The sequence below is a fragment of the Duganella sp. genome (genome assembly GCF_039595735.1).
In the GTDB taxonomy this organism is placed as follows: Bacteria; Pseudomonadota; Gammaproteobacteria; order Burkholderiales; family Burkholderiaceae_D; genus Rugamonas.
Genome location: NZ_JBCNLB010000015.1, coordinates 65,396 through 80,211, shown reverse-complemented (window position 1 = coordinate 80,211; position 14,816 = coordinate 65,396). Strand labels below are relative to the sequence as shown.

Below are 14,816 nucleotides of genomic sequence, written 5' to 3'. Positions count from 1 at the left end.
GCCTATAGCACCCCTTTCGCGCGCAGGGTGGCAATGTCATCGTCGCTGCGGCCCAACAGCTCGCGCAGCACGGCATCGGTGTGCTGGCCCAGCAGCGGCGGCGCGACGGCATTGTCGGTCGGCGTGGCGGACATGCGCATCGGACTGCGCACCAGTTTGGTGGTGCCGGCAGTCGGATGCGGCACTTCCATCACGATGCCGCGCGCTTCCACTTGCGGGTTCTTGTACACCTCGTCGAGGTTGTTGATCGGGCCGCAGGGCACGCCGACTTCTTCCAGCTTGCTGATCCAGAAATCACGCGGCTGTTGCAGCACCATCTCGGCCAGGATCGGCACCAGTTCATCGCGGTTCTTCACGCGCAGCGGATTGGTGGCGTAGCGTTCGTGGAAGGCGAGGTCGGCACGGCCGCCGGCCTCCACAAACTTCTGATACTGCCCATCGTTGCCGGTGGCGACGATGATGTAGCCGTCCGCACACTGGAAGGTCTGGTACGGCACGATGTTCGGATGCGCGTTGCCCCAGCGCTTGGGCGGCTTGCCGCTGTTCAGGTAGTTGCTGCCGGCGTTGGCCAGCATGGCCACCTGCACGTCCAGCAAGGCCAGGTCGATGTACTGGCCTTCGCCGGTGCGGTCGCGGTGCGTCAGCGCGGCAAGGATGGCGATGGTGGCGTACATGCCGGTCATCAGGTCGGTCAGCGCCACGCCGGCTTTTTGCGGGCCGCCGCCGGGCAGGTCGTCGCGCTCGCCGGTCACGGACATCAAGCCGCCCATGCCCTGGATCAGGAAATCGTAGCCGGCGCGGTGCGCGTAGGGACCATCCTGGCCGAAGCCGGTCACCGAGCAGTACACCAGGTCCGGCTTGATGGCTTTCAGCGACGCATAGTCCAGGCCATAGCGTTTGAGCTGGCCGACCTTGTAGTTCTCCAGCACCACATCGCTTTGCCTGACCAGCTCGCGCAGCAGTTGCTGGCCGTCGGCGCTGGCGATGTCCACCGTGACCGAGCGCTTGCCGCGGTTGGCCGACAGATAGTAGGCCGCTTCAGTGGTGTCCTTGCCTTCGGCGTCGCGTGCATACGGCGGGCCCCAGGCGCGCGTGTCGTCGCCGCTGCCGGGACGTTCGATCTTGATCACATCCGCGCCGAGGTCGGCCAGATTCTGCGAGCACCATGGTCCTGCCAGCACGCGGCTCAGGTCGAGCACGCGGATATGGCCCAGCGCTTTTTGAGCTGTCATGAATGTTTACCTTTTGAGTATTTTTAAAATAACAAGCAGGCCGCTAGTGTGGCGGGGCATCATTTTTTTTGCAAGTCGGCCGCCACCGCCTGTGCGGCCCGCCAGCGCAGCGCCGGCGAGGGGTAATCGGCCTTGCTTAAACGTGGCCAGTCGCTGGCGCGCATCATCTTGCGGAAGTAGCCGGCTAGGCGCTCGGCCGGCCAGCCGGCGCGCCATGCCAGCCGCAAGCCTTCGCGGTCGGCTTCCTCTTCCTGCGCGTAATTGGTGGCGGCCAGCTTGGCCATCAGCGCGTGGTCGTGGTCGACCGCGTGCTCCAGTTCGATGAAGGGACGCTGCGCCCATGCCGGCTCCAGCCGCAGCGCCGCCTGGTACTCCTTCAGGTTGTGGTGCAGTGCCGCGTGCTGAATTTCGTGCGCCAGCAGCATGGCCAACTCCGCATCGTTCAGGCCCAGCCGGTCGACATACGGTTTGCTGACCAGGATTTTGCCGCCGGCCATGCAGTCGGCGCTCTGGTCGGCGTCGTCGGTGGTGTGGACTTCCCAGGCCCAGTCCGCTGTCTCGGGATAATCGTGCATGGCTTGCGCAATCAGCACATCGGCAATGGCGCGCACGCGTTCGGTGAACTGGGCGTTGTGATCGAGGACCTGTTCGGCCAGCCGCCCGGCGTACAGGATGGCGGCGCGCGCCATCACCTCGTCCTGCGTGGGGGCGGCGGCCCAGGCCAAAGGCGCGGCTAGCAGCAGGGCTGTGATTCGTGATAACGTTGCTCGCATTGCCATAACAACCTCCGAGTCGCGCTATGTGGCCTTACCCTAAAATTGTTGCTCATCGCGGCGGCGGCACGCTGGCGCCGGAAAACACCGTGGCCGGCCTGCGCGCCGGCCTGGCCTACGGCTTCCGCGCCGTCGAGTTCGATGTCATGCTGTCGCGCGACGGCATCGGCATGGTGGTGCACGATCCCGAATTCGGCCGCACCGTGGCCGGGCAGGGCAGCGTGGCCGGCACCAATGCCGCCGTGCTGGCCGGGATGGACGCCGGCAGCTGGTTCGGCGCGGAATTCCGCGGCGAGCCAGTTCCGTTCTACACCCAGTTCATCGATTATTGCAAGGCGCAGCGCATCTGGATGAACGTGGAAATCAAGCCGGCTGACGGTTTTGAGACAGAAACCGGCGCCTGGGTGGCAAAAATCACACGCGAGCGCTATGCCGCAGAGCTGGCGGCCGGCGATCCGGCCGGCTATCCCTTGCTGTCCTCGTTCAGCTTTGCGGCGCTGGCGGCGGCCCGCGATAGCGCCCCTGAGCTGCCGCGTGGCTACTTGCTGGACACGATCCCGGCCGATTGGCAAGCTCAGGCGCAACAGCTGGGCGCGGTGGCCATCCACACCAACCACAAGCACCTGACGCCGCAACTGGCGGCGCAGATCAAGGCCGCCGGCTACGGCCTGTTCTGCTACACCGTCAACGATCGGGCGCGCGGCAGTGAAATTCTGGCCTGGGGCGTGGACGGCTTTTGCACCGACCGCATCGATCTGATCGGCCCAAACTTCTGAGCCGACGATTTTCATAAAAATCTTTTCGCGCCCCGCGCCCCGTTCCCGGTATATATTCTGAAAAAAAGAATGAAGAGGGGGGAGCATGCAGCCGGCGCTTACGTCGTACGCGGTCGCCACCTATCTGGACGCCGCCTTGAATCGCATGGACATCGCGGTCTTCCTGGTGGATGCGGAACTCCATCTGCTGCACGCCAACGCGTCCGCCATGGCCTTGCTGGAACGCGATACGGCGTTGCGCCGGCATGGCGACAAACTGCTGCAGGACGCCATCGGCGGCGAGCGCACACTGGCGCAGTTGGTCGCTGCCGTGCTGGCGGCGCCATCCGATGCCGATACACCGCATGCCCTCAGCCTGCCGCGGCGTCACCGCCAGCCGCTGCTGCTGACAGCCGTGCCTTACGTGCCCACGCCGGAACTGCCGTCCTTGCCGCCCTGCGCCATCCTGCTGGCCAGCGATCCCGAGGCGCACCGCCTGCCGCGCCAGTTGCTGATGGAACTGTTTGACCTGACCCCGGCCGAAGCCGGCGTGGCGCAGGCGCTGGCCCATGGCGAGGCGCTGGAAGATATTGCGGCGGCGCTTGACATCAGCATGCACACCGTCAAAACCCATCTGCAAAAGCTGTTCCGCAAGACCGGCACGCGGCGCCAGGGCGAGCTGGTCTCGATCCTGCACGGCATGCCGGCCGCGGTGGGGCAGGCTCAGTCGTTTGAGTGATGCTTTGCGGCCGGCGGCTGCCTAGACTTGTGAAAGCGCCACTGTCGCATGGCGCCAGATCAACAAGACTAGGAGTATTCATCATGAACAACCAATGGCTGTTGGGCGCCGCCCTGTGCGCCGCCATGCTGGGAGCGCAGGCGCAACAAGGCGAAGAAAGCGTGACCATTCCCGCACCACGCCTGAAAATCGAGCTGCCGGCAAAGCAGCACCACATGACGGTGGCGGACCTGAACGAATTCCGCGGTGCGTATGAACTGTCCAACGGGCAGATCCTGCGGCTGCGCGGCGTCGGCACCGTGCTTTACGGCGAAATCGACGACCAGGGCGAACACCGCATGATCGCCGCCAACCACAACACCTTTGTGGCGCTGGACCGCAAGCTGCAGGTGCGCATCGACCGCGAACAATATGGCGAGCCCGGCGGGGAAGTGCTGATGGCGGTGCCGGTGTGGGTGGCGGAAACCGGTGAAATCGGCGAGCAAGTGGTGAGATTGGCAACGCGTTAGTGGGGCGTCGGGGCGGAAAACGGCGCTGGCTGTGGCATAATCAACCTTTTGCACCAGCCAGCTCTATACCCCTAACGACATGAAATCATCTGAAATCCGCGAGAAGTTCCTCAAATTTTTCGAATCTAAGGGTCATACCATTGTCCGGTCCAGCCCGCTGGTGCCTGGCAACGACCCAACCATGCTGTTGACCAATTCCGGCATGGTGCAGTTCAAGGACGTCTTCCTCGGCCTCGACACGCGCCCGTACTCGCGCGCGACCACCGTGCAGCGCTGCGTGCGCGCCGGCGGCAAGCACAACGACCTGGAAAACGTCGGCTACACCGCGCGCCACCACACCTTCTTTGAGATGCTGGGCAACTTCAGCTTTGGCGATTATTTCAAGCGCGACGCCATCAACTACGCCTGGGAACTGCTGACCAAGGTCTACCAGCTGCCGGCCGAAAAACTGACCGTCACCGTCTACATCGAAGACGACGAAGCCTACGATATCTGGGCCAACGAAGTGGGCGTGCCGAAAGAGCGCATCATCCGCATCGGCGACAACAAGGGCTCGCGCTACGCCTCGGACAACTTCTGGCAGATGGCCGACACCGGTCCATGCGGTCCGTGCACCGAGATCTTCTATGACCACGGCCCGGACATCTGGGGCGGCCCGCCGGGCTCGCCGGAAGAAGACGGCGACCGCTTCATCGAAATCTGGAACCTGGTGTTCATGCAGTTCAACCGCGACGAAGCCGGCGTGATGCACAAGCTGCCGAAGCCATGCGTGGACACCGGCATGGGCATGGAGCGCCTGGCCGCCGTGCTGCAGCACGTGCACTCCAACTACGAGATCGACCTGTTTCAGAACCTGATCAAGGCCGCCGCGCGCGAAACCGGCGCCACCGACCTGGAATCGAAATCGCTGCGCGTGATCGCGGACCACATCCGCGCCGCCTCGTTCCTGATCGTCGACGGCATCATTCCGAGCTCGGAAGGTCACGGCTACGTCCTGCGCCGCATCATCCGCCGCGCGCTGCGTCACGGCCACAAGCTGGGCCAGACCAAGCCATTCTTCTACAAGCTGGTGGAAGACCTGGACCTGGAAATGGGCACCGCCTATCCGGAACTGCGCGAAGCCAAGGCGCGCGTGGCCGCCACCCTGAAAGCGGAAGAAGAGCGCTTTGGCGAAACGCTGGAAAACGGCATGAAGATCCTGGAAGCGCAGCTGGCCAAGGACCCGACCAAGCTGGACGGCGCCACCGCCTTCACCCTGTACGACACCTACGGCTTCCCGCTGGACCTGACCGCCGACATCTGCCGCGAGCGCAACATCACGCTGGACGAGGCAGGCTTTGCCGCCGCCATGGAAAACCAGAAGAAGATCGCCCGTGCCGCTGGCAAGTTCAAGATGGCCGCCAACGTCGAATACAGCGGCGAGAAGAACAAGTTCGTCGGCTACGATCAGCTGCAGCACAACTCGCAAGTGATTGCCCTGTACGCCAACGGCGCGCCGGTGCAGGAACTGCAAGCCGGCCAGCAAGGCATCGTGGTGCTGGACACCACCCCGTTCTACGCTGAATCGGGCGGCCAGGTGGGCGACGAAGGCGTGATCCAGGCGGCCGCCGGCAAATTCGAGGTGCAGGACACCCTGAAGATCCAGGCCGACGTGTTTGGCCACCACGGCGAAGTCACCGCCGGCGTGCTGAAGGTCGGCGACAGCGTGGGCGCGGAAGTGGACCAGGCCAAGCGCGGCCGTACCATCCGCAACCACTCGGCCACCCACCTGATGCACAAGGCCCTGCGCGAAGTGCTGGGTGCGCACGTGCAGCAGAAGGGCTCGCTGGTAGATCCGGACAAGACCCGTTTCGACTTCAGCCACAACGCCCCGCTGACCGCCGAGCAGATCGCCGAAGTGGAAGCCAAGGTCAACAAGGAAATCCTGGAAAACCACGCCACCAAGGCCCAGCACATGTCGTTTGACGACGCCGTCAAGCACGGCGCCATGGCGCTGTTCGGCGAGAAGTACGGCGACGAAGTGCGCGTGCTGGACATCGGTACCTCGAAAGAGCTGTGCGGCGGCGTGCACGTGCACCGCACCGGCGACATCGGCTTCTTCAAGATCGTGTCGGAAGGCGGCGTGGCCGCCGGCATCCGCCGCGTGGAAGCGGTGACCGGCGAAGGCGCGCTGGCGCTGGTGCAGGGCATGGCCCGCAAGCTGAACGAAGCGGCCGCCGCACTGAAGTCCAACCCGGACGAGCTGACCGCCAAGATCGGCGCGGTGCAGGATCAGGTCAAGTCGCTGGAGAAAGAACTGTCGGCACTGAAGTCCAAGCTGGCCGCAGGGCAGGGCGATGAACTGGCCGCGCAAGCGGTGGAAATCAAGGGCATCAAGGTGCTGGCGGCAACGCTGGACGGCGCCGACGTGACCGGCCTGCGCGAAACCATGGACAAACTGAAGGACAAGCTGAAGACCGCCGCCATCGTGCTGGCCTCGGTCAACGACGGCAAGGTCAGCCTGATTGCCGGCGTCACCGCCGACACCACTTCCAAGGTCAAGGCCGGCGAGCTGGTCAACTTTGTCGCACAACAAGTGGGCGGCAAAGGCGGCGGCCGCCCTGATATGGCGCAAGCCGGCGGCACCGATCCAAGTGGTCTGGCAGGCGCGCTGGCTGGCGTCGCGGCCTGGGTGGGCGAGCGCGCATAACGCTGGCCAAGCCGCTGTAATGCAGTGCCCATGCGGCCTGCGCGTGTCCTGCGGGGCGTGCGCAGGCCGTTGTCGTATGATGAGTCCTGTTGTATACTTTCCAGTTCCCGTTGCAAACTTGCAACGTACAACGAACTATTTTGGTGCGGCGCGTCATTAGCCCGGAAAAGGAGTAGTATGACGACACCTCCCCACAAACGAGCGGGTTTCTTGATGAGCGAAACGATACTTGAAAACGACACCATCGAATTCCACAAGGAATTGGATGCACGTGGCCTGAATTGCCCTTTGCCTATCCTTAAGGCCAAGAAAGCATTGGCAGAGCTGCAAAGCGGCGAAGTACTGCGCATCATGGCAACCGACCCGGGTTCCGTGCGCGATTTCCAGGCTTTCTGCAAGCAAACCGGCAACGCCCTGTTGTCCCACGTCCAGATCGGCCGTGAGTTTGTCTTTTTGATGCAGCGCAAATAATAGCCGCTGTATTTTTCCTTCAAGAAATGCGTCTAAGCGATTTATTTTTTAGACGATTTCTACTAGCTAAAAAACGCACGATCGTGCTTAAATTTCTTGTGCGGGCTGGATTTCTCATATAATCTAGCCCACATTATTTGTCCCGAATTCTTATTTTTCCCACAAAGGCACAGCTATGAAAGTCTTGGTACCCGTCAAACGTGTGGTCGACTACAACGTCAAGGTGCGTGTGAAGTCGGACGGCACCGGTGTTGATATCGCCAACGTCAAAATGTCGATGAACCCGTTCGACGAAATCGCGGTGGAAGAGGCGACCCGCCTGAAAGAAGCTGGTAAGGTAACCGAAGTGGTGGCCGTGTCCGCCGGCGTGACCCAGTGCCAGGAAACCCTGCGCACCGCCATGGCGATCGGCGCCGACCGCGGCATCCTGGTGGAAACCGCCACCGAACTGGAGCCGCTGGCCGTGGCCAAGCTGCTGAAAGCGCTGGCCGACAAGGAACAGCCGCAACTGATCATTCTGGGCAAGCAAGCCATCGACGACGATTCCAACCAGACCGGCCAGATGCTGGCTGCGCTGCTGGGCTGGCCGCAAGCGACCTTCGCCTCGAAAGTGGTGCTGGAAGACGGCAAAGCCACCGTGACGCGCGAAGTGGACGGCGGCCTGGAAACCCTGGCGCTGACCCTGCCGGCCATCGTCACCACCGACCTGCGCCTGAACGAGCCGCGTTATGTGACCCTGCCAAACATCATGAAGGCCAAGAAAAAGCCGCTGGATGTGACCAAGCCGGAAGACCTGGGCGTCGACGTGACCCCGCGCCTGAAGACCGTCAAGGTTGCCGAGCCGGCCAAGCGCTCGGCCGGCATCATCGTTCCGGACGCCACCACCCTGGTCGCAAAACTGCGCACCGAAGCTAAAGTCATCTAAAGGAAATCCAACATGGTCGCATTAGTTATCGCAGAACACGACAACGCCAGCCTGAAGGCCAGCACCCTGCACACCGTAACCGCTGCCGCCCAGGCCGGCGGTGAGGTACACGTGCTGGTGGCCGGCTCGAACGCGGGTGCCGCTGCCGCCGCCGCCGCCGCTGTGGCCGGCGTATCGAAAGTCCTCCACGCCGACGCCGCTTACTTCGCGGACGGCCTGGCCGAAAACGTCGCTGAGCAGGCGCTGGCCGTGGCTGGTTCCTACAGCCACATCCTGGCGCCAGCCACCGCCTACGGCAAGAACATCCTGCCGCGCGTGGCCGCCAAGCTGGACGTGGCGCAGATTTCGGAAATCACCAAAGTCGATGCGCCGGACACCTTCGAGCGTCCAATCTACGCTGGCAACGCCATCGCTACCGTGCAGTCGAGCGACAAGGTCAAAGTCATCACCGTGCGCGCCACCGGCTTCGACGCCGCTGCCACCACCGGTGGTTCGGCCGCGGTGGAAACCGTGGCCGCTGTGGCCGACAACGGCAAGTCGGCCTTCGTCGGCCGCGAAGTGGCCAAGTCGGACCGTCCGGAACTGACCGCCGCCAAGATCATCGTGTCCGGTGGCCGCGGCATGGGTTCGGGCGAAGCCTTCAAGATCCTGGAACCGCTGGCCGACAAGCTGGGCGCCGCCATGGGGGCCTCGCGCGCCGCCGTGGACGCCGGCTACGTGCCCAACGACTGGCAGGTTGGCCAGACCGGCAAGATTGTCGCGCCGAACCTGTACATCGCGGTTGGCATCTCCGGCGCGATCCAGCACCTGGCCGGCATGAAAGACTCGAAGACCATCGTCGCCATCAACAAGGATCCGGAAGCACCGATCTTCTCCGTTGCCGACTACGGCATCGTTGGCGACCTGTTCGAAGTCGTGCCACAACTGGTTGCTGAACTGGGCTAAACCCGCGTAAAGCACCCTCAGGCCACGCTGATCCGGAACGCCGGATCCCGTGGCCTTTTTCTTGGAGACATAAGATGCCATATCAAGCACCGATCAAAGACATGCTGTTCGTGATGAACGAACTGGCCAACCTGCAAGCCGTGAGCCGGCTGCCCGGCTGCGAGGACGCCACCCCGGAAACCGCCGAAGCCGTGCTGGAAGAAAGCGCGAAATTCGTGGCCGGCGAAATCGCCCCGCTGAACCACGCCGGCGACAAGGAACCGAGCTACTGGACCAAGGATGGCGTGATCACGTCCAGGGGCTTCAAAGAGGCCTTCCGCCAGTTTGCCGACGCCGGCTGGCAAGGCCTGCAGCATCCGACCGACTTCGGCGGCCAGGGCTTGCCGAAGCTGATCGGCACGCCGTGCGTGGAGATGCTGCACGGCGCCAACCTGTCGTTCGCGCTGTGCCCGCTGCTGTCGGACGGCGCCATCGAAGCGCTGCTGATGGCCGGCAGCGATGAGCAGAAAGCCACCTACCTGGAACCGCTGGTGACCGGCAAGTGGACCGGCACCATGAACCTGACCGAGCCGCAGGCCGGTTCCGACCTGGCCGCCGTGCGCACCCGCGCCGAGCCGCAGGCCGATGGCACCTACAAGATTTTCGGCACCAAGATCTTCATCACCTACGGTGACCATGACATGACCGAAAACATCGTCCACCTGGTGCTGGCGCGCACGCCGGATGCGCCGCCGGGCGTGAAAGGCATCTCGCTGTTCATCGTGCCGAAGTTCCTGGTCAACGCCGACGGCTCGCTGGGCGCGCGCAACGATGCGCACTGCGTGTCGATCGAGCACAAGCTGGGCATCAAGGCCTCGCCCACCGCCGTGCTGCAGTTCGGCGACCATGGCGGCGCCATCGGCACCCTGGTGGGCGAAGAGAACCGCGGCCTGGAATACATGTTCATCATGATGAACGCGGCGCGCTTTGGCGTCGGCATGCAGGGCATCGGCCTGTCCGAGCACGCCTACCAGCACGCGCTGGCCTATGCCAAGGACCGCGTGCAGTCGCGCGACCTGAACGGCTCGCCGGCCGGCGTGGCCATCATCAACCACCCGGACGTGCGCCGCCTGCTGATGAATATGCGTTCGCAGACCGAAGCGGCGCGCGCGCTGGCCTACGTTGGCGCCTCGCTGTACGACAAGGCGCACCACAGCGCCGACGCCGAGGAGCGCGCGCAAAGCCAGGCTGTGTACGAATACCTGGTGCCGATCATCAAGGGGTGGTCGACCGAGCTGTCGCAGGACGTCACGCGCGACGGCGTGCAGATCCACGGCGGCATGGGCTTCATCGAAGAAACCGGTGCGGCCCAGCACTACCGTGACGCCAAGATCCTGACCATCTACGAAGGCACGACCGCCATTCAGGCCAACGACCTGATCGGCCGCAAGACCGTGCGCGACGCCGGCAAGGTGGCCAAGGAGCTGATCGCGCAAGTGCGTGCGACCGAAGCCGAAATGGCCAAGCTGGACGGTGCTGATTTCGCCGCCATCCGCAAGCACCTTGCGCAGGGCGCGGCCGATCTGGAAGCGGTGGTGGACTACGTGGTGGGCAACATCAAGGCCGACATCAAGGGCGTGTTCTCGGGCAGCGTACCGTACCTGAAACTGGCCGGCATCGTGCTGGGCGGCTGGCAGATGGCGCGCGCGGCCGTGATCGCGCAGCGGAAGCTGAGCGCCGACGAAGGCGACGCCAGCTTCTACAAAGCCAAGATCGCCACCACGCGCTTCTTTGCCGACCACTTCCTGAGCCTATCGTCGGGCATCCGCACCTCGATCGTCGAAGGCAGCGCCGGCGTGCTGGCGCTGGACATCGAGCAATTCTAACTCCGGGGTCAGGTCCGTCATTTCTACACGGGCTCTGCACTGGCGTTGCTACTGCTCAGGCCGTGTAGAATTGTTGGACCTGACCCCGGAGTTTTTATGCGGATAGCTGCTGTTTCTGATATTCACGGTAATCTGCCTGCGTTGGAGGCGGTCGCGGCCGATATCGCGCGGCGCGGCGTGGACAGGGTCGTCAATCTGGGCGACAGCTTGTCCGGGCCGCTGCTGGCGCGCGATACGGCGCGCTTTTTGATGGCGCAGGATTGGCTGCAGCTGGCCGGCAATCACGAACGGCAGATTCTGTATCCGCACCAGCGCACCGCTTCGGATGTTCATGCCCACGCCCAGCTGGGCGACGCGGAATTGGCCTGGCTGGCGACGTTGCAGCCCAGCCTGCGCCTGAACCCGGAAGTGCTGCTGTGCCACGGCACGCCACGCAGCGATCATGAATATTTTCTTGAGACGGTCGAGCCGGGCGGTGTGCGTCTGGCCACGGCGGCGGAAATCGAGGCGCGCATGGCCGGCGCCGAGGCGGCGCTGATCGTCTGCGGCCACACCCATGTGCCGCGGGCGGTGCGTACCGCGGCCGGCTGCCTGATCGTCAATCCCGGCAGTGTGGGGCTGCAGGCCTACGACGATGATCATCTTCACTATCACGTCATGCAGAATGGTTCGACCGATGCGCGCTACGCCATCGTCGAGCGCAGCGCCCAAGGCTGGTCGGCGGCGCTGCTGGCGGTGCCTTATGACTGGCAGGCCATGGCCACGCTGGCCGCGCGCAATGGCCGCCCGGACTGGGCACACGCGATTGCCACCGGCTACGCTAAGCCATCACGTCAATGATGGCCTGGTACACGCGCACCGGTTCTTCGGCAATGCGGTTCAGCACATAGAGGAAGTGTTCCTGCCCGAACACCGCGTATTCGCGGGTCGGGAAGCCGCGCGCCTGCAGGGCGTCGATTTGCTCGGTGCCGAGGCCGATCAGCGATTCAAATTCAAACCAGCGCGGGTCGATCCGTTCTTGCAGGATCAGGTCGCTGATATTGGCCTGGATGCTGCGGTCGTGGGTGGCGATCGAGCATTTGTGGCCGCTCAGCAGCAGTTCCTGCGCGTAGCGGCGGTAGGCGGTGGCCAGTTCCGGGCTGTTGCGCGCATACGCCACGCCGTCCGGTTCCAGGAAAGCGCCTTTCACCAGCCGGATGCGCCCGGGCAGTTTCATCAGCGCCGGCAAGTCCTGCGCCGTGCGGTGGCGCCTGGCCGGCACGGTGATGCCGACGTTGCGCAAATCATCTTGCTGCTGCAGCCGGGTGTAGATGGCGTAGATGTGGTCGGCACGGTCGATGCCTTCCATCGAGATCATCACCTCGCGGTTGATCTCGGCCGCGGCCAGCGCGATGCGGCGCGCGTTGCGGTAGCCCAGTTCGCTATCCACCAGCGAACCCACGTGCGACAGGTCGAACGAGATCGAGCAGTTCAGGTTGCGCTGGCCGATGGCGCGCACCAGATCCATGAAGACCTCGGTCTCGGCCATGGCAAACGCCTCGTCGCGCACGCTTTCGCCCATGTACTCGGCCGACGCCGCATGGCCGCGCCCGATGATCTGCTCCACCCGTTGCAGCGCTTCCGCCACCGTCTGTCCGGCCACATAGCGCTGCGACACCTTGTGCATGTACGGCCGCAGCAGCGGGTCGTTGCAGAATTTCTCTTTGGCCGTCTCATCGAGCGCCAGCGCGCGCAAGGCGCCTGCCGCCTGGTCGACCAGTGGCTGCCACGCCGTGGGGAAGGTGGGGGCTGTCATATGGCGCTTAGCGGCGGACGATGCTGCCGTTGGCGTTTTGCACGCGGTCGCCGGTCAGCATTTGGGGATCGTGGTCGAAGTGGAAGCTGGCCTGGCGGCCGTCGTCGTACTGCACGTGTACGGTCCACTGCTTGGTGGACTTGGCTTTTTCTTCGATTTTCTTGCCGGCATAGGCGCCGCCGGCCGCGCCGGCCACCGTCGCCAGCTGGCGGCCATGGCCGCTGCCGACCTGGTTGCCGAGCAGGGCGCCGGCCACGCCGCCGGCGATCAGGCCGACCGCGCTGCCTTCACCGGCTTTTTCACCGAGCACCACCGAGGTGACCTTGCCGCAGTCGCGGCAGTCGCCTGGCTTGGCCGGGCTGGCTTTGTATTGCGCCTTGGCCAGCGCCAGCGATTTGTCGTACTCGGACTTGGCGTCGCGCAGGCATTGCATGCGCTGGCCGGATTCCTGCTCGTCGGCGCACAGCTTTTTGTCTTCGGCGTAGCGGGTGGCAAGACGCTTGGTTTCTGCGTTGTATTGCTCTTTCGGGCTTTGTGCCTGGGCTGCGGTGGCCAGGCTGGCCAGCAGGATGGCGGCCATGATGGAACGGTTGGACATGTTTGTTCTCCTTGTTGTTAACCGTAGGCGCCACCAGTGTACAACAAGTCAAACAGGCGCGAGATGGTGGCAATCAAACTGCCGCAACCGACCATCATGCAGGCCACCAGCACCACCGCCACCGGCCAGTGCGTGTCCGATTGCCGGCCGGAAGCCGGGTTGTGGCGGGCGTCCCATTGCTCGTCCGGCGTCAGTCCCAGCAGCAGCGCTTCCAGGAAGCCGGCCAGGCCGGACAGGGTAATCGGCAGCAGCTTGTAGAAGCCGTTGGCATCGGGCGCGGCCAGCGCCACCAGCAGCGCCAGCGGCAGGCAGCTCAGATGCAGCCACAGGCCGCGGTCGCGCCAGCCGCCCAGGTACAGGCGGTGCAGGCCGAGGCCGCCGAACAGGAAGGCCAGCAGGGCGGCGATTGTCTTGTTTTTGTGACGGGGGCGATGCAAAACAGGCATGGTTGTTTAGCAAAATAGTCGGTAAACCAGCAGTATCAGGCATAATACGGCCCCCGGCACGCCTTTTTTGCGGGCAAAGCTATTGCCCCGGACGCCGGAACAAGGGATAATCTTTGATTACCCCAACATGCCCAATTATTTCATTAACGCTTGCTGCTTCGCGGCAAAGCGCGCTATAATTTGCGGCTTTTTCCGTCCTAGCACAATTTTTGGAAATATTATGGTCGTTATTCGTTTAGCTCGTGGTGGTGCCAAAAAGCGCCCTTTCTTCAACATCGTTGCAACCGATTCGCGTAACCGTCGCGATGGTCGTTTCATCGAGCGCATTGGTTTCTACAACCCAATGGCAGCTGGTGGCGAAGTAGGCCTGCGCATTACCGAAGACCGCCTGGCGCACTGGCAGTCGGTTGGCGCACAACTGTCGCCTACCGTGGCTCGTCTGGTTGCTCAGAACAAAAAAGCAGCCTAAGTCTGGCTGGTAACGGGTTTGACCGATAAGACTGCATCCGGGGTGAAAATCCCCGACGATCTGGCACAGGTAGGCTTTGTCTTCGGTGCCTACGGCGTCGCAGGCTGGGTGAGGATACGTCCTTTCTCGGAAGATGCGGATGCACTCCTCAAGGTCAAAACCTGGTGGCTGGATAAGCCGGCGTTGCGCGCTGTGGATGTCCAGCAGGTCAAACTGCATGGCGGCGATGTCGTGGCGCGCCTGGTCGGCGTGACTGACCGGAACGTGGCGGAAGCGCTCAAGGGCGCCGCTGTCTATATTCCGCAAAGCCGCTTCCCGGTCTTGTCCGACGATGAGTTTTACTGGGCCGAGCTGATCGGTCTGGATGTAGAGAATCTGCAAGGCGAGCACCTCGGCAAGGTGACCGACATGATGAGCAATGGTCCGCAGTCGATCTTGCGCGTCAATCCGGTCGCAGCCGCTGATGCCGATCCCGAAGAAGTTGAGGCGCAGGAGCGCCTGATCCCGTTTGTGGACGCGTACATCAACAAGGTGGACAAGGACGCAAGGAAGATCATCGTCGACTGGGGCCTTGATTACTAAGCACGCAACATTGAAGGGCGGTT

General features: G+C 63.4%; 16 protein-coding genes. 11 read left to right on the top strand and 5 right to left on the bottom strand.

Translation table 11 applies throughout. The features are described 5' to 3' along the window. Positions 1 to 2 precede the first annotated feature (2 nt). Both ABDW57_RS21270 and ABDW57_RS21265 read right to left on the bottom strand, forming a co-directional pair. Complete coding sequence (locus tag ABDW57_RS21270) at positions 3 to 1,232, bottom strand: CaiB/BaiF CoA-transferase family protein (protein WP_343732154.1); 1,230 nt, start codon at positions 1,230 to 1,232, stop codon at positions 3 to 5. Positions 1,233 to 1,291: 59 nt separating this feature from the next. Further along, positions 1,292 to 1,957 carry a M48 family metalloprotease gene (locus ABDW57_RS21265; RefSeq protein WP_343732153.1) on the bottom strand — a complete coding sequence of 222 codons (666 nt, stop codon included), beginning with the start codon at positions 1,955 to 1,957 and terminating at the stop codon, positions 1,292 to 1,294. A 74-nt stretch (positions 1,958 to 2,031) separates the two neighbouring features. On the opposite strand from ABDW57_RS21265, the gene ugpQ reads away from it, so the two are divergent. The 9 genes from ugpQ (at position 2,032) to ABDW57_RS21220 (ending at position 11,743) form a co-directional block, all read left to right on the top strand. Further along, positions 2,032 to 2,781, top strand: a complete 750-nt coding sequence (gene ugpQ / locus ABDW57_RS21260; RefSeq protein ID WP_343732152.1) for a glycerophosphodiester phosphodiesterase — start codon at positions 2,032 to 2,034, stop codon at positions 2,779 to 2,781. Between the two features lie 85 nt (positions 2,782 to 2,866). Further along, positions 2,867 to 3,499, top strand: a complete 633-nt coding sequence (locus tag ABDW57_RS21255) for a helix-turn-helix transcriptional regulator (RefSeq protein ID WP_343732151.1) — start codon at positions 2,867 to 2,869, stop codon at positions 3,497 to 3,499. An 83-nt stretch (positions 3,500 to 3,582) separates the two neighbouring features. Beyond that, on the top strand, positions 3,583 to 4,008 hold the full coding sequence (locus tag ABDW57_RS21250) for a hypothetical protein (RefSeq protein WP_343732150.1): 426 nt from the start codon (positions 3,583 to 3,585) through the stop codon (positions 4,006 to 4,008). A gap of 79 nt (positions 4,009 to 4,087) precedes the next feature. Then, complete coding sequence (gene alaS / locus ABDW57_RS21245; protein WP_343732149.1) at positions 4,088 to 6,697, top strand: alanine--tRNA ligase; 2,610 nt, start codon at positions 4,088 to 4,090, stop codon at positions 6,695 to 6,697. A gap of 213 nt (positions 6,698 to 6,910) precedes the next feature. Then, the gene (locus tag ABDW57_RS21240) at positions 6,911 to 7,168 is read left to right on the top strand and encodes a sulfurtransferase TusA family protein (protein ID WP_155463666.1); all 258 of its coding nucleotides are present in this window, start codon (positions 6,911 to 6,913) and stop codon (positions 7,166 to 7,168) included. A 175-nt stretch (positions 7,169 to 7,343) separates the two neighbouring features. After that, positions 7,344 to 8,093: an electron transfer flavoprotein subunit beta/FixA family protein gene (locus ABDW57_RS21235; protein ID WP_155463628.1), complete on the top strand. Its 750-nt coding sequence runs from the start codon at positions 7,344 to 7,346 to the stop codon at positions 8,091 to 8,093. A gap of 12 nt (positions 8,094 to 8,105) precedes the next feature. After that, positions 8,106 to 9,038, top strand: a complete 933-nt coding sequence (locus ABDW57_RS21230) for an FAD-binding protein (RefSeq protein WP_343732148.1) — start codon at positions 8,106 to 8,108, stop codon at positions 9,036 to 9,038. A 74-nt stretch (positions 9,039 to 9,112) separates the two neighbouring features. Continuing rightward, positions 9,113 to 10,903, top strand: a complete 1,791-nt coding sequence (locus ABDW57_RS21225) for an acyl-CoA dehydrogenase (RefSeq protein ID WP_343732147.1) — start codon at positions 9,113 to 9,115, stop codon at positions 10,901 to 10,903. Between the two features lie 96 nt (positions 10,904 to 10,999). Next, a complete protein-coding gene (locus ABDW57_RS21220; protein ID WP_343732146.1) occupies positions 11,000 to 11,743 on the top strand; it encodes a metallophosphoesterase family protein in 744 nt (247 codons plus the stop codon). Here the strand turns inward: ABDW57_RS21220 and ABDW57_RS21215 are convergent. Genes ABDW57_RS21215 through ABDW57_RS21205 form a run of 3 tightly spaced genes read right to left on the bottom strand, consistent with a single transcriptional unit; the run spans position 11,724 to position 13,742 of the window. Then, positions 11,724 to 12,698, bottom strand: a complete 975-nt coding sequence (locus ABDW57_RS21215; RefSeq protein WP_343732145.1) for a proline dehydrogenase family protein — start codon at positions 12,696 to 12,698, stop codon at positions 11,724 to 11,726. The genes ABDW57_RS21220 and ABDW57_RS21215 overlap by 20 nt on opposite strands. Before the next feature lie 7 nt (positions 12,699 to 12,705). Continuing rightward, positions 12,706 to 13,296 (bottom strand): glycine zipper 2TM domain-containing protein, encoded by a 591-nt coding sequence (locus tag ABDW57_RS21210; protein ID WP_343732144.1) that lies wholly within the window; start codon positions 13,294 to 13,296, stop codon positions 12,706 to 12,708. A gap of 17 nt (positions 13,297 to 13,313) precedes the next feature. Beyond that, entirely contained in the window at positions 13,314 to 13,742 is a 429-nt protein-coding gene (locus tag ABDW57_RS21205) for a TM2 domain-containing protein (RefSeq protein ID WP_343732143.1), read from the bottom strand. A gap of 220 nt (positions 13,743 to 13,962) precedes the next feature. On the opposite strand from ABDW57_RS21205, the gene rpsP reads away from it, so the two are divergent. Then, positions 13,963 to 14,211 (top strand): 30S ribosomal protein S16, encoded by a 249-nt coding sequence (gene rpsP / locus ABDW57_RS21200; protein ID WP_176646534.1) that lies wholly within the window; start codon positions 13,963 to 13,965, stop codon positions 14,209 to 14,211. A gap of 18 nt (positions 14,212 to 14,229) precedes the next feature. Next, entirely contained in the window at positions 14,230 to 14,793 is a 564-nt protein-coding gene (gene rimM / locus ABDW57_RS21195; RefSeq protein WP_343732142.1) for a ribosome maturation factor RimM, read from the top strand. Positions 14,794 to 14,816 lie beyond the last annotated feature (23 nt).